Below are 18,891 nucleotides of genomic sequence, written 5' to 3'. Positions count from 1 at the left end.
TCGCCCCCTTGTTATTTGTCCGGTATGAAATTTCGACATCATGGAGATCCCCTGTGGGAGCGAGCCTGCTCGCGAATGCAGGCGCTGCGGTACCTCTGACGCACCGCGGTGATGCATTCGCGAGCAGGCTCGCTCCCACAGGGCCGTGTTGATCGGTAGTGTGATTTATTGCGTGATACCACCAAATCAGAGCGAGATTGGATGTGAGCAAGCGAGCCTATAACTTCTGCGCCGGTCCTGCGGCGCTTCCTGAAGCTGTCCTGCAGCGCGCCCAAGGGGAACTCCTTGATTGGCACGGCAAGGGTCTGTCGGTCATGGAAATGAGCCATCGCAGCGATGAGTTCGTGTCCATTGCCACCCAGGCCGAGCAGGATCTGCGTGACCTGCTGAATATCCCGTCGAACTATAAAGTGCTGTTTCTGCAGGGTGGCGCCAGCCAGCAATTTGCGCAGATTCCACTGAACCTGCTGCCGGAAGGCGGTTCTGCCGACTATATCGACACCGGTATCTGGTCGCAGAAAGCCATTGAAGAAGCTTCGCGCTACGGCCACGTCAACGTTGCCGCCACCGCCAAGCCTTACGACTATTTCGCCATTCCTGGCCAGAACGAGTGGAATCTGTCGAAAGACGCCGCTTACGTTCACTACGCACCGAACGAAACCATCGGCGGTCTGGAATTCCAGTGGATCCCTGAAACCGGTGACGTGCCGCTGGTGGCGGACATGTCTTCGGACATCCTCTCGCGTCCGGTCGATATTTCGCGTTTCGGCATGATCTACGCCGGCGCACAGAAAAACATCGGCCCGAGCGGTATCGTCGTCAACATCATCCGCGAAGACTTGCTGGGCAAGGCGCGCTCGCTGTGCCCGACCATGCTCGACTACAAGGTCGCGGCCGATAACGGCTCGATGTACAACACCCCGCCGACGTTGGCCTGGTACTTGTCCGGTCTGGTGTTCCAGTGGCTGAAAGAGCAGGGTGGCGTTGAAGCCATCGCCAAGCTCAACGACGTCAAGCAGCGCACGCTGTACGACTTCATCGACGCCAGCGGTCTTTACAGCAACCCGATCAACAAGTCGGATCGCTCGTGGATGAACGTGCCGTTCCGTCTGGCTGACGATCGTCTGGACAAGCCATTCCTCGCCGGCGCCGATGCGCGTGGTCTGCTCAACCTCAAGGGCCACCGCTCCGTGGGCGGTATGCGCGCCTCCATCTACAACGCCGTCGACATCACCGCCGTCAATGCGCTGGTGGCCTACATGGCTGAATTCGAGAAGGAACACGGCTGATGTCCGAGCAAGAACTCAAGGCACTGCGCGTTCGCATTGACGCTCTGGACACCAAAGTCCTTGAGCTGATCAGTGAGCGTGCGCGTTGCGCCCAGGAAGTCGCGCGAGTAAAGATGGCCTCGCTGGCCGAAGGCGAAGTGCCGGTGTTCTATCGTCCTGAGCGCGAAGCTCAGGTGCTCAAACGGGTGATGGAGCGCAACCAGGGGCCGCTGGGCAACGAAGAGATGGCGCGGTTGTTCCGCGAAATCATGTCGTCGTGCCTCGCGCTGGAGCAGCCGCTGAAAGTGGCTTACCTCGGCCCTGAAGGCACCTTCACCCAGGCTGCCGCGATGAAGCACTTCGGTCACGCGGTGATCAGCAAGCCGATGGCGGCGATTGATGAAGTGTTCCGTGAAGTGGCGGCTGGTGCGGTGAATTTTGGCGTGGTGCCGGTGGAAAACTCCACCGAAGGCGCGGTCAACCACACCCTCGACAGCTTCCTCGAGCACGACATGGTCATCTGTGGCGAAGTCGAGCTGCGTATTCACCATCACCTGTTGGTCGGTGAAAACACCAAGACTGACAGCATCAGCCGCATCTATTCCCATGCGCAGTCGCTGGCCCAGTGCCGCAAGTGGCTGGACGCGCACTACCCGAATGTCGAACGCGTCGCGGTGTCGAGCAACGCCGAAGCGGCCAAGCGGGTCAAGGGCGAGTGGAACTCGGCGGCGATTGCCGGCGACATGGCGGCCGGTCTGTATGGCCTGACCCGTCTGGCCGAGAAGATCGAAGACCGTCCGGACAATTCGACGCGCTTCCTGATGATCGGTAATCAGGAAGTGCCGCCGACCGGCGACGACAAGACCTCGATCATCGTTTCGATGAGCAACAAGCCGGGCGCGCTCCACGAGCTGCTGGTGCCGTTCCATGACAACGGGATCGACCTGACCCGGATCGAGACCCGTCCGTCGCGCAGCGGCAAATGGACCTACGTGTTCTTCATCGACTTCGTCGGCCACCACCGTGATCCGTTGATCAAAGGTGTGCTGGAAAAGATCAGTCAGGAAGCAGTAGCACTCAAAGTGCTGGGTTCCTACCCGAAAGCAGTTCTCTAAGGGCGGTAGCAAATGAGTGGCAACTTCCTCGCTCTGGCACAGCCGGGCGTGCAACAACTTTCGCCGTACGTTCCGGGCAAGCCTGTGGACGAACTGGCGCGCGAGCTGGACCTGGATCCGGCAAAAATCGTCAAACTGGCGAGCAACGAAAACCCGCTGGGCGCCAGTCCAAAAGCCTTGGCGGCCATCCGCGAAGAACTGGCCGAGCTGACCCGTTATCCGGACGGCAACGGTTTTGCGCTGAAATCCCTGCTGGCCGAGCAATGCCGCGTCGAGCTGAGCCAGGTCACCCTGGGCAACGGCTCCAACGACATTCTTGAGCTGGTTGCGCGTGCCTATCTGGCACCGGGCCTGAATGCGGTGTTCAGCGAACACGCATTCGCGGTGTATCCGATCGCCACTCAGGCGGTCGGCGCGCAGGCCAAAGTGGTGCCGGCCAAGGATTGGGGGCATGACCTGCCTGCAATGTTCGCGGCCATTGATGCCAATACCCGCGTCGTATTTATCGCCAACCCGAACAACCCGACCGGTACCTGGTTCGGCGCCGAGGCGCTGGACGAGTTTCTTCAGGATGTTCCGGAGCACGTTCTGGTGGTGCTGGACGAGGCGTACATCGAGTACGCCGAAGGCAGCGATCTGCCGGATGGCCTGGATTTCCTCGCCGCTTACCCGAACCTGCTGGTTTCGCGCACCTTCTCCAAGGCTTATGGTCTGGCGTCATTGCGTGTTGGCTACGGCCTGTCCACCCCGGTGGTGGCGGATGTGCTGAACCGTGTGCGTCAGCCGTTCAACGTCAACAGCCTCGCTTTGGCGGCGGCCTGTGCGGCGCTGAAGGACGAGGAATATCTGGCGCAAAGCCGTCAGCTCAACGAGTCAGGCATGCAGCAGTTGCAGACTGGTTTTCGTGAGTTGGGCCTTGGCTGGATCGAGTCCAAAGGTAACTTCATCTGCGTCGACCTCGGTCAAGTAGCCGCTCCGATATTTCAGGGCTTGCTGCGCGAAGGCGTGATCGTGCGTCCGGTGGCCAACTACGGCATGCCGAACCACCTGCGGGTGACCATCGGTCTGCCGGCGGAAAACAGCCGCTTCCTCGAAGCGCTGCGCAAGGTTCTGGCTCGTGGGTGATGTCACTGCACTGCAATCTGCTGCACCTATGATCGGTCGCCTTGTGGTGGTCGGTCTGGGGTTGATCGGTGGTTCGTTTGCTAAAGGCTTGCGTGAAAGCGGCGTATGCCGCGAAGTGGTCGGGGTCGATCTCGACCCGCAATCGCGCAAGCTGGCGGTTGAGTTGGGTGTGGTCGATCGTTGTGAAGACGACTTGGCAGCTGCATGCCAGGGCGCTGACGTGATTCAGCTGGCGGTGCCGATTCTGGCCATGGAAAAAGTGCTCGCGCGTCTGGCGGGCATGGATCTTGGGCAGGCGATTCTGACCGATGTTGGCAGCGCCAAAGGCAATGTGGTGCGCGCGGCGACCGAGGCGTTTGGCGGCATGCCGGCGCGTTTCGTGCCGGGCCATCCGATTGCCGGTTCCGAGCAGAGCGGGGTGGAAGCCTCCAATGCCGAACTGTTCCGTCGTCACAAGGTGATTCTCACGCCGCTCGAGCAAACCGACCCGGCGGCATTGGCTGTGGTTGATCGTCTGTGGCGCGAATTGGGCGCCGACGTCGAGCACATGCAGGTCGAGCGTCACGATGAGGTGCTGGCCGCGACCAGTCATCTACCGCACCTGCTGGCCTTCGGTCTGGTCGATTCGTTGGCCAAGCGCAATGAAAATCTTGAGATCTTCCGTTACGCTGCGGGCGGTTTCCGCGATTTCACAAGAATCGCCGGAAGCGACCCGGTGATGTGGCACGACATCTTCCTCGCCAACCGCGAGGCTGTCCTGCGCACACTCGATACATTTCGCAGCGACCTCGACGCCTTGCGCGACGCGGTCGATGCAGGGGATGGGCACCAATTGTTGGGCGTCTTCACGCGCGCCCGGGTTGCCCGCGAGCATTTCAGTAAAATCCTGGCCCGCAGGGCCTATGTGGACGCTATGAATTCCAACGATCTGATCTTCCTGGCTCAACCTGGTGGCCGCCTGTCCGGTCGGATTCGCGTACCGGGTGATAAATCGATTTCCCACCGTTCGATCATGCTCGGCTCGCTGGCCGAAGGCGTCACCGAAGTCGAAGGCTTCCTTGAGGGCGAAGACGCCCTGGCGACCTTGCAGGCGTTCCGCGACATGGGCGTGGTCATCGAAGGCCCGCACCACGGCCGCGTGACCATCCACGGTGTCGGCCTGCACGGCCTGAAACCTGCGCCGGGCCCGATCTATCTGGGCAACTCCGGCACGTCGATGCGTCTGCTGTCCGGCCTGTTGGCTGCGCAGAACTTCGACAGCACGCTGACTGGCGATGCGTCGCTGTCCAAGCGCCCGATGAATCGCGTGGCCAATCCACTGCGTGAAATGGGCGCCGTGATTGAAACCGCTGCTGAGGGTCGTCCGCCGATGACCATTCGCGGTGGTCACAAGCTTAAAGGCCTGACCTACACCATGCCGATGGCCAGTGCTCAGGTGAAATCCTGCCTGCTGCTCGCCGGTCTGTACGCTGAAGGCAAAACCACCGTGACCGAGCCTGCGCCGACTCGCGATCACACCGAGCGCATGCTGCGCGGCTTCGGTTATCCGGTGAGCGTTGATGGCGCCACGGCGTCGGTCGAGTCCGGTGGCAAGTTGACCGGGACCCATATTGAAGTGCCGGGCGACATTTCGTCGTCGGCGTTCTTCCTGGTCGCTGCGTCGATCGCCGAAGGTTCGGAGCTGGTGCTTGAACACGTCGGCATCAATCCGACCCGTACCGGCGTGATCGACATCCTGCGTCTTATGGGTGCAGACATCACTCTGGAAAACCAGCGTGAAGTCGGCGGCGAGCCTGTGGCTGACCTGCGCGTGCGGGCAGCTAAACTCAAGGGTATCGAGATTCCCGAAGCGCTGGTTCCGCTGGCCATCGACGAATTCCCGGTGCTGTTCGTGGCGGCTGCCTGTGCCGAAGGGCGCACCGTACTGACGGGCGCTGAAGAGCTGCGGGTCAAGGAATCGGATCGTATCCAGGTGATGGCGGACGGTCTGTTGGCGCTGGGCGTGAAATGCCAGCCAACCCCGGACGGCATCATCATCGACGGCGGCCAGATCGGCGGCGGCGAAGTGCATGGTCACGGCGATCACCGTATCGCGATGGCGTTCAGCGTTGCCTCGTTGCGCGCTACTGCGCCGATCCGCATCCATGATTGCGCTAACGTCGCGACGTCGTTCCCGAACTTCCTCGCACTGTGTGGGCAGGTGGGTATCCGTGTGGCACAAGAGGCTCAGTCGTGAAAAACATTGCACCGGTCATCACCATTGATGGGCCAAGCGGTTCGGGCAAAGGCACCGTAGCCGGAATTCTGGCCAAGCGTCTGGGCTGGAACCTGCTGGATTCCGGTGCGTTGTACCGCTTGCTGGCATTTGCTGCGCACAACCATGGTGTCGACCTGACCAATGAAGAGCTGCTGAAGAAACTCGCCGCTCATCTGGATGTGCAGTTCATTGCGGCGACCGACGGTCAGTTGCAACGGATCATTCTGGAAGGCGACGAAGTCAGCGATGTCATCCGTACCGAAAGCGTCGGCTCCGGCGCTTCGCAAGTGGCAGCATTGCCGGCCGTACGCGAGGCGCTGCTGCAGCGCCAGCGGGCATTCCAGGAAGCGCCGGGCCTGGTGGCCGACGGTCGCGACATGGGCACGGTGGTTTTTCCGGATGCGCCGCTGAAGATTTTCCTGACCGCCAGTGCCGAGGAGAGAGCGCGCCGTCGATATTTGCAGTTGAAGGGCAAAGTCGAGGGTGTTAGTCTGTCGAGTCTGCTAGATGAGATCCGTGCACGCGACGAGCGTGACACCCAGCGAGCGGTAGCCCCGCTTAAGCCGGCGGCTGACGCCATACAGCTGGATTCCACGGAGTTGTCCATCGATCAGGTGCTTGAACGCATCATGAGCGAGATTGCCATTCGCGATATCGCCGGGTGACCAAGAAGGTTGCAGGGGACCAGTCATAGTCCTGCGGCGCTTCTTCTATATGAAACTAACCCACACCGTCTGGGGTGTGGAGATGGGCGTATCCTTCGCCCTCATTTACAGGAATTAAAATGAGCGAAAGCTTTGCGGAACTCTTTGAAGAAAGCCTAAAAACCCTGAACCTTCAGGCAGGCTCCATCATCACCGGTGTTATCGTTGATATCGATTACCAGGCTCGCTGGGTAACCGTTCACGCTGGCCTGAAGTCTGAAGCACTCATCCCGCTTGAGCAGTTCTACAACGACGCTGGCGATCTGACTATCAATGTCGGTGACGAAGTTCACGTTGCGCTGGACTCGGTTGAAGACGGTTTCGGTGAAACCAAGCTGTCCCGTGAAAAAGCCAAGCGCGCTGAATGCTGGATCGTTCTGGAAGCAGCCTTCGCAGCTGAGGAAGTGGTCAAGGGCGTTATCAACGGTAAGGTTAAAGGCGGCTTCACTGTCGACGTTAACGGCATCCGTGCGTTCCTGCCAGGTTCCCTGGTTGACGTCCGTCCAGTGCGCGACACCACGCACCTGGAAGGCAAAGAGCTGGAATTCAAGGTCATCAAGCTGGACCAGAAGCGCAACAACGTTGTCGTTTCCCGTCGCAGCGTCCTGGAAGCCGAGAACTCCGCCGAGCGTGAAGCTCTGCTGGAATCCCTGCAGGAAGGCCAGCAAGTCAAAGGTATCGTCAAAAACCTCACCGATTACGGCGCATTCGTCGATCTGGGTGGCGTGGACGGCCTGCTGCACATCACCGACATGGCCTGGAAGCGCATCAAGCATCCTTCCGAGATCGTCAACGTTGGTGACGAAATCGACGTTAAGGTTCTGAAATACGATCGCGAACGCAACCGTGTTTCCCTGGGCCTGAAGCAACTGGGCGAAGATCCATGGGTTGCTATCAAAGCCCGTTACCCAGAAAGCACTCGCGTTACCGCTCGTGTAACCAACCTGACCGACTACGGCTGCTTCGCTGAGCTGGAAGAAGGCGTTGAAGGTCTGGTACACGTTTCGGAAATGGACTGGACCAACAAAAACATCCACCCTTCGAAAGTCGTACAAGTCGGCGACGAAGTGGAAGTTATGGTTCTGGACATCGACGAAGAGCGTCGTCGTATCTCCCTGGGCATCAAGCAGTGCAAATCTAACCCATGGGAAGATTTCTCTGGCCAGTTCAACAAGGGCGATAAAATCTCCGGCACCATCAAGTCGATCACCGATTTCGGTATCTTCATTGGTCTGGACGGCGGCATCGACGGTCTGGTTCACCTGTCCGACATCTCCTGGAACGAAGTGGGCGAAGAAGCCGTACGTCGTTTCAAGAAGGGCGACGAGCTGGACACCGTTATCCTGTCGGTTGACCCAGAGCGCGAGCGTATCTCCCTGGGTATCAAGCAACTGGAAAGCGATCCGTTCTCCGAGTACGTCTCGGTTAACGACAAAGGCGCAATCGTTACTGGCACCGTGAAAGAAGTTGACGCCAAAGGCGCCATCATCGTTCTGGCCGACGATATCGAAGCGACTCTGAAAGCCTCCGAAATCAGCCGTGACCGCGTTGAAGACGCGCGCAACGTTCTGAAAGAAGGCCAGGAAGTAGAAGCCAAGATCATCAGCGTTGATCGTAAGAGCCGTGTAATTCAGCTGTCGATCAAATCGAAAGACGATGCTGAAGAGAAAGAAGCTATCCAGAGCCTGAAAGAGACTCCGGAAGCTGCTGCCGATACCACTATGGCTGCACTGCTGCGTCAAGCAATGGCCAAACAGAACTAAGTTCTGCTTGATCATGAAAAAGGGCGACTTCGGTCGCCCTTTTTTGTGTCTGCGATTTAGTGCTTCATGGCCTGCGAGCGCTTTTGGTGAAACCAATCTGGCTTCTGGGTGGTCTGTTTCTTTAATCGGATCAATCGCCTATTCACGACTAAGCTTGGTCTTAAGCGTGTAGTCGTCGGGCAGTTGCCTGGCATAAGGAAGTGGATGAAAAAGTTTATTGTCCTAATGGTTGTACTGGTTCTGGCTGGCTGTACGACCAGTGCCAAGACCCATGCTGTGCGTGGCGTTAGCGGCATAGAGGTTGATTGCTCTGGGTTGGGCTCCAGCTGGGAGAAGTGCCAGAAGCGCGCAGCCAAGGAGTGCAAAGGGGCAGGTTACAAGGTGATTACGCGATCGGATGATGCCAAGGATGAAGATGAGTTTCCTTTTGGCTTCAACCCGGCAGGCTATGTGACGCGAACCATGCTGGTGATATGTCGTTAAGTATGTCGTGCCCTGTTTATTGCTGTGATGCCCTGAAAACGGGCGTTTCGACGCGACGGAAGATATGTCAATCCCTGGGCTGTTCAAAATCTTCCGGGCGTGCTAAAACCTTTCAAGCGCTGATCTAGCTGCTTGAAAAAGAAGGGAAAAATATGACGAAGTCGGAGTTGATCGAACGAATTGTCACCCATCAAGGGCTACTCTCATCCAAGGATGTGGAGCTGGCCATCAAGACCATGCTTGAACAAATGTCCCAGTGTCTGGCCACCGGTGATCGTATCGAGATCCGTGGGTTTGGCAGCTTCTCTCTGCATTATCGTGCGCCGCGTGTGGGGCGCAATCCGAAGACCGGTCAGTCGGTCAGTTTGGACGGCAAGTTTGTTCCGCATTTTAAGCCGGGCAAGGAATTGCGTGATCGGGTGAACGAGGAAGAGGAGGAGGGGGTTTGACAGTCGCTATTTTTCAAGGAGTCACTCATGCGTAATCTCAAACGCATACTTCTTGGTGTTTTTATTCTTTTGCTGATACTGGTGATTCTGGCGTTTGTTCTCGAGAATCAACAATCCGTGTCGTTATTGTTTCTAGGTTTGTCCGGGCCTCAATTGCCGGTCTCACTGTTAGTGGTATTGGCATTGCTCATCGGCATGTTGATTGGGCCGGTGATTGGCTGGTTTCTGGGGCGCTCGTCCAGAGCGGGGCGCAAACGTCTTGTCTGAAAACGACAGGTGCAGGGCATCTGTCGAAATTGCCTCCTCGCCTGTCTTTATCCATTAGTAAAACGTTCGTTAAGCTGTAAAATACAGCCCTTGTTCGACAGTGCCTTGATTGCACGTTCGATTCAGACTGACTCTGACAGAAGCCTCGGATTTGATGGCTTCTGCATTCATGGATTAGACGGTGCTCGTTGATGGTGCCGTCCGCAGCTCAAGGGTATGGTTTCGCGTGAAAATTTTAGTTACCGGCGGCGCCGGGTTCATCGGCTCGGCAGTCATCCGTCACATCATATCCAATACCACCGACTCCGTCGTTAACGTCGATAAGCTGACCTACGCCGGTAATCTCGAGTCCTTGGCGGAAGTCAGCCATAATTCGCGCTATGCGTTTGAGCGCGTCGACATTTGCGATCGTGACCAGATCGACCGTGTCCTGCGTGAGCACCAGCCAGATGCAATCATGCACCTGGCCGCAGAATCCCACGTTGATCGCTCGATCTCCGGCCCGTCTGAATTCATCCAGACCAACATCATCGGTACCTACACGCTGCTTGAGGCCGCCCGCCACTACTGGGCTGCGCTGGATGACACGCGTAAAGCCAACTTCCGCTTCCACCACATTTCGACTGATGAAGTTTACGGAGACCTCGAAGGTCCGGAAGATCTCTTCACCGAAACCACGCCGTATCAGCCGAGTTCGCCGTACTCGGCCAGTAAAGCCAGTTCCGATCACCTGGTTCGCGCTTGGGCTCGTACATACGGCTTGCCTACTCTGGTGACCAACTGCTCGAACAACTACGGCCCGTGTCACTTCCCTGAGAAATTGATCCCGTTGATCATTCTCAATGCGTTGGAAGGCAAGCCGCTGCCGGTATATGGCAAAGGCAATCAGGTTCGTGATTGGTTGTACGTCGAAGATCACGCGCGAGCGCTCTACAAAGTCGTCACCGAAGGTGTCATCGGTGAGACTTACAATATCGGCGGTCATAACGAGAAACAAAACATCGAAGTCGTGCACACGCTGTGCGCGCTGCTTGATGAGCTGCGGCCTGACTCTGCTCACCGTCCGCATGCCAGCTTGATCACTTACGTTCAAGACCGCCCAGGTCACGATCAGCGTTATGCTATCGACGCGAGCAAGATCCAGCGTGATTTGGGCTGGACTCCGGAAGAAACCTTCGAAACGGGTATTCGCAAAACTGTCGAATGGTACCTCACCAACACTGAATGGGTTGAGCACGTGAAGAGCGGCAGCTACCAGCAGTGGATCGACCAGAACTACGCGGATCGTTCGAACAAGGCATGAAAATTCTCCTGCTAGGTAAAAACGGTCAGGTAGGTTGGGAGCTTCAGCGCTCTCTTGCGCCGCTCGGCGAGCTGATTGCGCTTGATCGTCATACGGTTGATGGTTTGTGCGGCGATTTGTCGGATCTGGATGCACTGCGCGCAACCATCCGGCAAATCAAGCCAGATGTCATCGTCAACGCAGCAGCCTACACAGCGGTCGACAAGGCGGAATCCGAAACGGAGCTGGCTAATCGTGTAAACGGTTACGCCAGCGGGATTATTGCCGAGGAGGCCGCGACTCTCGGTGCCTGGCTGATTCACTACTCGACAGATTATGTCTTCAGTGGCCAAGGCTCCGCGCCCTGGCAGGAGACTGACGAGGTCTCCCCGGTGAATCACTACGGTGCAAGCAAACTGGCGGGAGAGCAAGCCATCAGTGCGTCAGGCTGCAAATACCTCATCTTTCGTACGAGCTGGGTATACAGCGCTCGCGGCAACAACTTTGCGAAGACCATGCTGCGCCTGGCCACCGACCGCGACACACTCAACGTCATCGCCGACCAGATCGGTGCGCCGACGGGCGCGGACCTGATTGCCGACGTGACTGCGCTTGTCATCCGCCAGGCAATGCAGCGTCCGGAGCTGTCGGGCTTGTATCACTTGGCAGCCAGCGGCGAAGTGTCTTGGCATGGCTATGCAAGCCATGTGATTTCATTCGCGCAAGACAACGGCGAGCAGCTCGCCGTCAAGACCGTCAGCCCGATCGATACCACCGCTTACCCGACACCTGCGCGGCGGCCTTTGAATTCACGCCTGAATACTCAGAAGCTGCGCGACAATTTTTCTTTACACTTGCCGGATTGGCAAAGTGGTGTAACCCGAATGCTTAGGGAAGTTCTGAATAAATGACCACGACAAATCGTAAAGGGATAATTCTCGCCGGTGGCTCGGGTACTCGCCTGCACCCGCTGACGCTCGGTGTGTCTAAACAAATGTTGCCTATCTACGATAAGCCGATGATCTTTTATCCGCTGTCGGTACTGATGCTTGCCGGCATGCGTGAGATTCTGATTATCTCCACACCGGAAGACTTGCCATGTTTCCGCAAGTTGTTGGGCGATGGCAGTCTGTACGGCATCAAACTCACCTATGCCGAACAACCTAGTCCGGACGGTCTGGCGCAGGCGTTCATCATTGGTGAGGAGTTCATCGGCAAGGATCCCTGCTGTCTGATTCTTGGCGACAATATCTTCTACGGTCAGCACTTCTCGGACAATCTTCGTTCCGCCAGCTCGCAGCAGCAGGGCGCTACCGTATTTGGTTACCACGTTTCTGACCCCGAGCGCTTCGGTGTTGTCGAGTTCGACAAGAGTGGCCGAGCGCTGAGTATCGAAGAGAAACCTCTGAAGCCGAAATCCAACTATGCGGTAACAGGTTTGTATTTCTACGATAACGAAGTTGTTGAGATCGCCAAGAACATCAGGCCGTCGGAGCGCGGTGAGTTGGAAATTACCGACGTTAACCGTGCATACCTCGAACGTAAGACGCTGAGCGTCGAAATGCTCGGGCGCGGTTTCGCTTGGCTGGATACCGGTACCCATGACTCGTTGCTGGAGGCGAGTCACTTCGTCCATACCATCGAGCAGCGTCAGGGTTTGAAGGTTGCCTGTCTGGAAGAGATTGCCTTCAACAATGGCTGGATTGATAGCGCGCAGTTAGCGCAGCAAGCCGACCGCCTGAAAAAAACTGGCTATGGTCAGTATTTGCAGAAGCTTCTGGATTCCAGCGCTCGCTGAAATCAGTTGTTTCGTTATATCCGTCAGAGCCGTGCAAGCAGGAATGGAATGCCAGTAACAACTCCCCGGGTTGCAGTTTTGCTGGCTGCCTACAACGGAATGCAATGGATCGAAGAGCAATTGGCTTCGATCCTTGGTCAATCTGCGGTGGATGTTACCGTCTACATCAGCGTTGATGCATCTACTGATGGCACGGAAGTCTGGTGCGCGGATTTTGCGGAGCAACATGCAAACGTCTTTCTGCTGCCGACTGGCGCGCGCTTCGGCGGGGCTTCGCGTAATTTCTTCCGACTGATCCGTGATGTCGATATCGCGACCTATGACTACATTTCCTTCGCCGATCAGGACGACATCTGGCACAGCGATAAGCTCCAGCGGGCAATCTGCATTTTGCGTGAGCGTAACGTGGATGCCTGCTCCAGTAACGTGACGGCGTTCTGGGAGGATGGTCGGACTCACTTGCTTAACAAGGCACAGCCGCAGACTCGTTGGGATTTTCTGTTTGAAGCCGCGGGGCCAGGTTGCACATATGTGCTGACCACGTCGCTCGTCCGGGCGATGAAGCAATCGATGTTGGCGCAGTGGGATCGCTTGCAAAGTGTGAGTCTGCACGATTGGTACTGTTATGCATTTGCCCGTAGCCATGGTTATCGATGGTATATCGATCCGCGTCCTTCAATGGATTACCGACAGCACCAAAACAATCAGGTGGGAGCCAACACGGGCTTAAGTCCTATGATTGCTCGATATAAGACCATTCACGATGGCTGGTGGTTTACTCAAGTGGCTTTGATCGCGCGACTGGTAGGCCGGGGCGACGATCCCTTCGTTGCTGCCTGGCTGGCTTTGCGCCGATGGCAATTGATCCGGCTGTCGTTCTCGGCGTGGCGTTGCCGGCGCCGGGTGAGGGATCGTGTCCTGTTTTTTCTGATTTGCTGGGCCACTGCCCTCATCGGGAAAACTGCCCAATGAGCGCGCCAAAGGTGTGGGTGACCGGCGCGAGTGGGTTTGTAGGCGAGGCTCTGATCTTTCGATTGCTGGTCAGGCAAAAATACACGCCTGTGGCCGCGGTGCGTGGGGCTACACGTCTTCAGGGTTTATGTCCGGTTGCCCGGTTCGAATTGGGAGCCAGTTCGGCAGAGCAATTGTCTGGCATCCAGGTGGTCGTGCATGCAGCGGCGCGAGTGCATGTCATGCACGAAACGGCGAGTGATGCGCTGGCAGAGTTTCGTCGAGTGAACGTGGACGGTACGCTGCAACTGGCTCGTTCGGCGGCGCAGGCCGGGGTCAAGCGCTTCGTCTACATCAGCTCAATCAAGGTTAATGGTGAAAGCACCTCCTCTGGAAGGCCGTTCACGGCTAACGATATACCTGCACCACAGGATCCCTACGGTATATCCAAGCACGAAGCGGAACAGGCCTTGCGCTTGCTGGGTTGTGAGACAGGCATGGAAATCGTGATCATTCGCCCGCCGCTGGTCTATGGACCGGGCGTAAAAGCCAATTTTCTCAGTTTGCTCAGATGGCTCGATAAAGGCATGGTGCTGCCGTTGGGAGCGATTCGCAACCAGCGCAGTATGGTCGCGATCGACAACCTGCTGGATTTGATCGAAATATGCCTGGATCATTCCGCTGCGGCAGGACAAACCTTTCTGGTCAGTGACGGTGATGATCTGTCCACGCCTCGCTTGCTGCAGCGCTTGGCGTCAGCACTGGGAAAAAATGCAAGACTTTTGCCAGTGCCTTCGACGCTGTTGACCCTTTGCGCTACCGTCCTCGGCAAGCGCGCAATGGCGCAGCGAGTTTGTGAGTCGTTGCAGGTCGATATCAGCAAAAACCGCGAGTTGCTGGGCTGGGTGCCACTGATTGACGTAGACACCGCCATGCGTCGTACCGCAGACCATTTTCTGGACACTCAAAAGACATGATTGCCGGTGTATTATTTTTTGCGATTTTTATACTGTCTTGGGCTTTGACGTGGGGGGTGCGGCACTACGCGCGCTCCAAAAGCCTTATGGATATTCCTAATGAGCGCAGCTCGCATTCGGTACCCACGCCTCGTGGTGGCGGGGTAGCGATAGTATTTTGTTTTCTGGTGGCATTGCCCGTGCTCGGCTGGCTGGGGCTGATGAATTCTGCAACGCTATTTGCATTGTCAGGCAGCGGAATGCTGGTAGCTGTTATCGGGTTCGCCGATGATCATGGGCACATCGCTGCAAGGTGGCGTTTGCTTGGTCATTTCGCCGCGGCGATCTGGGCGTTGACCTGGTTGCAAGGGTTGCCGCCCGTTGCCTTTTTCGATAGAACCCTCGACTTGGGCTGGACGGGGCACGTGCTTGCTGCGGTGTATCTGGTGTGGATGCTTAATCTGTATAACTTCATGGACGGAATTGACGGGTTGGCGAGCGCCGAAGCGTTGTGTGCCTGCCTGGGAAGTGCGCTGATCTATTTTCTGATCGGGCCAGTAGCACCGATCTGGGGCGTTCTGACGCTGAGTGCGGCGATTGCCGGTTTTCTTTGCTGGAACTATCCACCGGCACGAATCTTCATGGGCGATGCCGGCAGCGGTTTTCTGGGTATTGTGCTGGGCATTCTCTCGCTTGAGGCAGCGAGCCGCTCACCGGAGCTTTTGTGGAGCTGGATGATTCTATTGGGCGCTTTCGTGGTTGATGCAACCTGGACTCTGTGTCGCCGCCTGCTCAATGGCGACAAGGTGTATCAGGCTCATCGTAGCCATGCCTATCAATACGCATCGCGACAGTTCCAGAGTCACAAGGTGGTCACTCTCGCAGTAGTCGGGATGAATCTGTGCTGGCTGCTACCGTGGGCGCTTTTAGTAGCGCTAGGCATGGTGCCTGGATTCGTCGGGTTGATCGTTGCTTACGCGCCGTTGCTCTGGCTGGCCGTGCGATTCAAAGCCGGTACGCGAGAACTGCCGACGCCCTGAGGTCTGCGTGTTTTGTGTCGATCGAGGCGTCGCGTGAGCGTGGGAGCCTGTATCGGATAATGCTATGATTCGCGACCTCGTACGCCGGACACGTAGCAGGGCTGCAAGGTTGCCTCTCCCGTCGGTGTCAACGTATTCACTCGCGTCCAGTGTCTTTAATGACACTACCGTCCATTTGTTTTGATCAGTTCAATCAGTGTTGGAGCAGTACTAAATGCAGCATAAGGATAATAATTTAAACCTGCTTCGGCTGATTGCTGCGTTGATGGTTCTTTACGCACACTCTTTTGCGTTCTATGGCAATCCCCCTGCCGGTTTTCTGGGGCTTATCTCCTATGGTGGCCTCGGTATCGATATTTTCTTCGTCATCAGCGGTTATTTGATCGTAAAGAGCTGGGATTTCACCCCCTCAGCCACCAACTTTCTTATCAAGCGTTCCTTGCGGATTTTTCCAGCGCTGATTGTAGTTGTTCTGATCAGTATGTTCATTCTCGGGCCACTATTCACCACGTTGACAGTCGGCGAATATTTCACCCACCCGCAATTCTGGTCGTACCTGAAAAATGTCATCTTGAGCCCGGTGTTCTATTTGCCCGGTGTACTTGAGCATGCAAGAGTGCCTAACGCCGTCAACGGCTCGCTGTGGAGTTTGCCGATCGAATTCTTCATGTATCTGGTGGTCATGGCGCTGGGACTTGTTCTGCGCAGCTCACGCTGGGCCTATGTTGCAGTAACGGCACTGTTCGCACTGACAGTAATTTTCTGGTGTTGGCGCGATGCCCCGTTGGTGGTGATTTACGACAGCGATGTGCGGAATATTTTCCTCACCGGTATCTATTTCATGATCGGCGCCTGCTTCGCAAAGTGGCGGCTCGAACGTTGGTTCAGCCTCTCAGGTGTTTGTATGCTGATCATGGCGACCATTTTGTTGGCGCCGTACGCCCCGGTGTCCAAGGTTCTTTTGTGGTTGACCTTGCCATACGTTGTTTTGGCTTATGGTCTGTCCAGCAGTCGACTGGGCAGCTGGGTCAATCGTGTGGGTGACTGCTCGTACGGCGTATACATTTACGCATTCCCGGTTCAGCAGTTTGTACTGCTCAAGTTTCCAGACATTTCCTATCCGCTTTACTTGTTCGTCACCATTGCCATGACCCTGGTGCTCGGATACGCCTCCTGGCATCTGGTAGAAAAACGTGTGCTGAAGTTCAAACCCAAGGAAAAGTCCAGGGCTATGGCCGATATTGATAACGTCAAGCCGGTATTCGCTCCAGAAACCGGTGAAAATCTCAAGTCGATGAGCCCGGATCGTTAAATGGAATTCATGATGTTGTCTGGTGGTTTTAGAACGGTGGTGAATGTGCTCGTGTTACTTGGAGATGTAGGATGAGTTGGCTCAGGGAAATGCTCGCAAATCGCAGAATTCTGCTGAGTCTGGTTTCAAATGATCTCCGGGCCCGCTACCTGACCAACTACCTTGGCTTTTTATGGGTGTTCATCCAGCCATGCGCGACCACGCTGATTTTGTGGTTTGTTTTTCAGTTTGGCTTCAAGGCGGCACCTCACGGTGATTTTCCCTTTGTCTTGTGGCTGGTGTGCGGGCTGGTGCCCTGGTTCTTCACGGTTGAAGCACTGAACTCCGGTTGCACGGCAGTCAAGGAAAACAGTTTTCTGGTGAAGAAGATTGTCTTCAAAGTTTCCTTGTTGCCACTGGTCAAACTGACTTCGGCTGTCCTCGTGCACATCTTCTTTGTGATTATTCTGCTGCTACTGTTCGTCATTTATGGCTATGAACCGAACCTTTATTGGTTGCAGGTCGTGTATTACATCGTCTGTCTGTTCATGCTGCTGTTGGCGATTGCGTGGATTACCAGTTCAGTGGTGATCTTCTTTCCGGACCTGAGCCAATTGGTAGCTATGGCCACACAGTTCGGTTTCTGGCTGACTCCGGTATTCTGGGATATTGATGCCATTCAAGGACGCGCAGCGTCCTATCTGCGCCTGAACCCTTTTGCGTACATTGTTGAAGGATTCAGAGATTCTCTGATTCGCGGGGTGTGGTTCTGGGAGCGGCCCACTCAAACCCTGTTTTTTTGGGGAGTGTTGATTGTCCTGGCATTGGTGGGCTGGCGTACATTTAAAAAACTAAGACCCCACTTTGCGGATGTTTTGTAATGAATGAAGTGAATGAGAGCGCAATCAGCGTCCGTAATGTCAGCAAGGTGTATCGGCTTTATAACAAGCCGGTTGACAGGCTGGTCGAAGCTCTTTCGCTCTTCGGCAAGCACCGGCATCATGATTTTCACGCACTGACTGATGTTTCCTTCTCCGTTGAGAAAGGCCAGACAGTCGGGATCCTAGGTAAAAACGGGGCCGGCAAAAGCACCCTGTTAAAAATTCTTACAGGGGTTCTCACTCCCACCAGTGGCGAGGTTTCGGTGGTTGGCCGGGTCGCTTCGTTGCTGGAACTGGGTGCTGGCTTCAATCCGGATTACACCGGTGTAGAAAATATCTATTTCCAGGGATCCCTAATGGGCTATTCCCATGCCGAGATGCAGACCCGTCTCGCAGCCATCCTGGAATTCGCCGATATTGGCGATTTCGTCAATCAGCCCGTTCGTATGTACAGCAGCGGGATGTTTGCACGATTAGCCTTTTCCGTGGCTATCAACGTGGAGCCCGACGTGCTGATCGTGGACGAAGCGCTTAGCGTCGGTGATGCGGGCTTCCAACTCAAGTGCATGCTCAAGATGAAGCATATGCAGGAGCGCGGCACCACCATTCTGTTCGTTTCTCACGATACTCAGTCCGTCATTCGCTTTTGCCAAGCGGTCATAGTGATGCAAAACGGGCAGATCATCGACTACAGCACCGATGTACTGACGGCAACCAAGAACTACGAAAAGAAAGTTCGCAACAGCAGTGCGGTTGCGGCCCCGGTGCTGGAAGAGAAGCATGCCGACGTGTCCTATGGCACGGAATTGGGCGATATATCGGAAGTTCGATTCGGGTCCGGGGCGGCGAAGATCAACGCAGTTGATTTTTACAGCGCTGACGGCACGCAGACCAACCACTTCGAGCCGACCGAAGATGTTGCCATGCATTGCTACGTCCAGGCCTATACAGATATCAAAGAAGTGGTCATGGGTTACTCCTTGCGTGACGCCAAAGGTGTCGACGTGGCAGGTGACAACACGCTGTTGGCCGGATGCAAGTTCGACCTGGACGCGGGTGCGCACAAAATCAGTTTTTCCTTCCCGCTCAATGTAGCGCCTGGGGAGTACTTCCTGTTTATCGGGATGGCCAGTCTGGACGGCGAGCGCGTCGAACTGGATCAGCGCTGGCCGATGCGCAAAGTCAGCGTATCTGGTGGGCGTCAAATTGTGGGAGTCGCCTATTGCCCGTCGACAGTCAACGTTGTGAAGGTTGTTTGAAT

18 protein-coding genes are annotated in these 18,891 nt (G+C 56.1%); all 18 read left to right on the top strand.

All coding sequences use genetic code 11. From position 1 onward, the window contains the following. Positions 1 to 203: 203 nt before the first annotated feature. The 18 genes from serC to BK670_RS22655 all read left to right on the top strand — a co-directional run bounded on the left by serC (position 204) and on the right by BK670_RS22655 (position 18,889). A complete protein-coding gene (serC, locus tag BK670_RS22740; RefSeq protein WP_123453122.1) occupies positions 204 to 1,289 on the top strand; it encodes a 3-phosphoserine/phosphohydroxythreonine transaminase in 1,086 nt (361 codons plus the stop codon). After that, complete coding sequence (gene pheA / locus BK670_RS22735) at positions 1,289 to 2,383, top strand: prephenate dehydratase (protein ID WP_016770924.1); 1,095 nt, start codon at positions 1,289 to 1,291, stop codon at positions 2,381 to 2,383. Before serC ends, pheA begins: the two co-directional genes overlap by 1 nt. 12 nt (positions 2,384 to 2,395) lie before the next feature. Beyond that, positions 2,396 to 3,508, top strand: coding sequence for a histidinol-phosphate transaminase (hisC, locus tag BK670_RS22730; RefSeq protein WP_123453120.1), 1,113 nt, complete (start codon positions 2,396 to 2,398; stop codon positions 3,506 to 3,508). Between the two features lie 28 nt (positions 3,509 to 3,536). After that, positions 3,537 to 5,744: a bifunctional prephenate dehydrogenase/3-phosphoshikimate 1-carboxyvinyltransferase gene (locus tag BK670_RS22725; protein WP_259697590.1), complete on the top strand. Its 2,208-nt coding sequence runs from the start codon at positions 3,537 to 3,539 to the stop codon at positions 5,742 to 5,744. Then, the gene (cmk, locus tag BK670_RS22720; RefSeq protein WP_015093983.1) at positions 5,741 to 6,430 is read left to right on the top strand and encodes a (d)CMP kinase; all 690 of its coding nucleotides are present in this window, start codon (positions 5,741 to 5,743) and stop codon (positions 6,428 to 6,430) included. The genes BK670_RS22725 and cmk overlap by 4 nt, the downstream gene beginning before the upstream one ends. A gap of 119 nt (positions 6,431 to 6,549) precedes the next feature. Further along, positions 6,550 to 8,232, top strand: coding sequence for a 30S ribosomal protein S1 (gene rpsA / locus BK670_RS22715; RefSeq protein WP_123453116.1), 1,683 nt, complete (start codon positions 6,550 to 6,552; stop codon positions 8,230 to 8,232). Between the two features lie 204 nt (positions 8,233 to 8,436). After that, positions 8,437 to 8,715 carry a hypothetical protein gene (locus BK670_RS22710; RefSeq protein ID WP_123453114.1) on the top strand — a complete coding sequence of 93 codons (279 nt, stop codon included), beginning with the start codon at positions 8,437 to 8,439 and terminating at the stop codon, positions 8,713 to 8,715. A 152-nt stretch (positions 8,716 to 8,867) separates the two neighbouring features. Then, a complete protein-coding gene (gene ihfB, locus BK670_RS22705; RefSeq protein WP_003189779.1) occupies positions 8,868 to 9,164 on the top strand; it encodes an integration host factor subunit beta in 297 nt (98 codons plus the stop codon). A 27-nt stretch (positions 9,165 to 9,191) separates the two neighbouring features. Next, positions 9,192 to 9,431 (top strand): lipopolysaccharide assembly protein LapA domain-containing protein, encoded by a 240-nt coding sequence (locus BK670_RS22700; protein ID WP_123453112.1) that lies wholly within the window; start codon positions 9,192 to 9,194, stop codon positions 9,429 to 9,431. 226 nt (positions 9,432 to 9,657) lie between these two features. Next, a complete protein-coding gene (gene rfbB, locus BK670_RS22695) occupies positions 9,658 to 10,734 on the top strand; it encodes a dTDP-glucose 4,6-dehydratase (protein WP_185036816.1) in 1,077 nt (358 codons plus the stop codon). Next, positions 10,731 to 11,624, top strand: a complete 894-nt coding sequence (gene rfbD, locus BK670_RS22690; protein ID WP_123453108.1) for a dTDP-4-dehydrorhamnose reductase — start codon at positions 10,731 to 10,733, stop codon at positions 11,622 to 11,624. The genes rfbB and rfbD overlap by 4 nt, the downstream gene beginning before the upstream one ends. Beyond that, on the top strand, positions 11,621 to 12,511 hold the full coding sequence (gene rfbA / locus BK670_RS22685) for a glucose-1-phosphate thymidylyltransferase RfbA (RefSeq protein WP_123453106.1): 891 nt from the start codon (positions 11,621 to 11,623) through the stop codon (positions 12,509 to 12,511). The genes rfbD and rfbA overlap by 4 nt, the downstream gene beginning before the upstream one ends. A 48-nt stretch (positions 12,512 to 12,559) precedes the next feature. Continuing rightward, positions 12,560 to 13,483: a glycosyltransferase gene (locus tag BK670_RS22680; RefSeq protein WP_123453104.1), complete on the top strand. Its 924-nt coding sequence runs from the start codon at positions 12,560 to 12,562 to the stop codon at positions 13,481 to 13,483. Continuing rightward, positions 13,480 to 14,439 (top strand): UDP-glucose 4-epimerase family protein, encoded by a 960-nt coding sequence (locus tag BK670_RS22675; protein ID WP_123453102.1) that lies wholly within the window; start codon positions 13,480 to 13,482, stop codon positions 14,437 to 14,439. The genes BK670_RS22680 and BK670_RS22675 overlap by 4 nt, the downstream gene beginning before the upstream one ends. After that, positions 14,436 to 15,458, top strand: coding sequence for an MraY family glycosyltransferase (locus tag BK670_RS22670; RefSeq protein WP_123453100.1), 1,023 nt, complete (start codon positions 14,436 to 14,438; stop codon positions 15,456 to 15,458). Before BK670_RS22675 ends, BK670_RS22670 begins: the two co-directional genes overlap by 4 nt. A gap of 214 nt (positions 15,459 to 15,672) precedes the next feature. Beyond that, positions 15,673 to 16,770, top strand: coding sequence for an acyltransferase family protein (locus BK670_RS22665; RefSeq protein WP_123453098.1), 1,098 nt, complete (start codon positions 15,673 to 15,675; stop codon positions 16,768 to 16,770). 71 nt (positions 16,771 to 16,841) lie between these two features. Continuing rightward, complete coding sequence (locus BK670_RS22660) at positions 16,842 to 17,630, top strand: ABC transporter permease (RefSeq protein WP_123453096.1); 789 nt, start codon at positions 16,842 to 16,844, stop codon at positions 17,628 to 17,630. Then, the gene (locus tag BK670_RS22655) at positions 17,630 to 18,889 is read left to right on the top strand and encodes an ABC transporter ATP-binding protein (RefSeq protein WP_123453094.1); all 1,260 of its coding nucleotides are present in this window, start codon (positions 17,630 to 17,632) and stop codon (positions 18,887 to 18,889) included. The genes BK670_RS22660 and BK670_RS22655 overlap by 1 nt, the downstream gene beginning before the upstream one ends. Positions 18,890 to 18,891 lie beyond the last annotated feature (2 nt).

The sequence above is a fragment of the Pseudomonas fluorescens genome (assembly GCF_003732425.1).
Taxonomy (GTDB): domain Bacteria; phylum Pseudomonadota; class Gammaproteobacteria; order Pseudomonadales; family Pseudomonadaceae; genus Aquipseudomonas; species Aquipseudomonas fluorescens_BE.
This window is presented reverse-complemented; position numbering and strand designations above follow the sequence as displayed.

What these genes read in the sequence shown, in the direction of transcription:
- pheA (WP_016770924.1), top strand. Translation starts at nt 1,289, where the DNA reads ATGTCCGAGCAAGAACTCAAGGCACTGCGCGTTCGCATTGACGCTCTG.
- hisC (WP_123453120.1), top strand. Translation starts at nt 2,396, where the DNA reads ATGAGTGGCAACTTCCTCGCTCTGGCACAGCCGGGCGTGCAACAACTT.
- BK670_RS22725 (WP_259697590.1), top strand. Translation starts at nt 3,537, where the DNA reads ATGATCGGTCGCCTTGTGGTGGTCGGTCTGGGGTTGATCGGTGGTTCG.
- rpsA (WP_123453116.1), top strand. Translation starts at nt 6,550, where the DNA reads ATGAGCGAAAGCTTTGCGGAACTCTTTGAAGAAAGCCTAAAAACCCTG.
- BK670_RS22710 (WP_123453114.1), top strand. Translation starts at nt 8,437, where the DNA reads ATGAAAAAGTTTATTGTCCTAATGGTTGTACTGGTTCTGGCTGGCTGT.
- ihfB (WP_003189779.1), top strand. Translation starts at nt 8,868, where the DNA reads ATGACGAAGTCGGAGTTGATCGAACGAATTGTCACCCATCAAGGGCTA.
- BK670_RS22700 (WP_123453112.1), top strand. Translation starts at nt 9,192, where the DNA reads ATGCGTAATCTCAAACGCATACTTCTTGGTGTTTTTATTCTTTTGCTG.
- rfbD (WP_123453108.1), top strand. Translation starts at nt 10,731, where the DNA reads ATGAAAATTCTCCTGCTAGGTAAAAACGGTCAGGTAGGTTGGGAGCTT.
- rfbA (WP_123453106.1), top strand. Translation starts at nt 11,621, where the DNA reads ATGACCACGACAAATCGTAAAGGGATAATTCTCGCCGGTGGCTCGGGT.
- BK670_RS22680 (WP_123453104.1), top strand. Translation starts at nt 12,560, where the DNA reads ATGCCAGTAACAACTCCCCGGGTTGCAGTTTTGCTGGCTGCCTACAAC.
- BK670_RS22675 (WP_123453102.1), top strand. Translation starts at nt 13,480, where the DNA reads ATGAGCGCGCCAAAGGTGTGGGTGACCGGCGCGAGTGGGTTTGTAGGC.
- BK670_RS22670 (WP_123453100.1), top strand. Translation starts at nt 14,436, where the DNA reads ATGATTGCCGGTGTATTATTTTTTGCGATTTTTATACTGTCTTGGGCT.
- BK670_RS22665 (WP_123453098.1), top strand. Translation starts at nt 15,673, where the DNA reads ATGCAGCATAAGGATAATAATTTAAACCTGCTTCGGCTGATTGCTGCG.
- BK670_RS22660 (WP_123453096.1), top strand. Translation starts at nt 16,842, where the DNA reads ATGAGTTGGCTCAGGGAAATGCTCGCAAATCGCAGAATTCTGCTGAGT.
- BK670_RS22655 (WP_123453094.1), top strand. Translation starts at nt 17,630, where the DNA reads ATGAATGAAGTGAATGAGAGCGCAATCAGCGTCCGTAATGTCAGCAAG.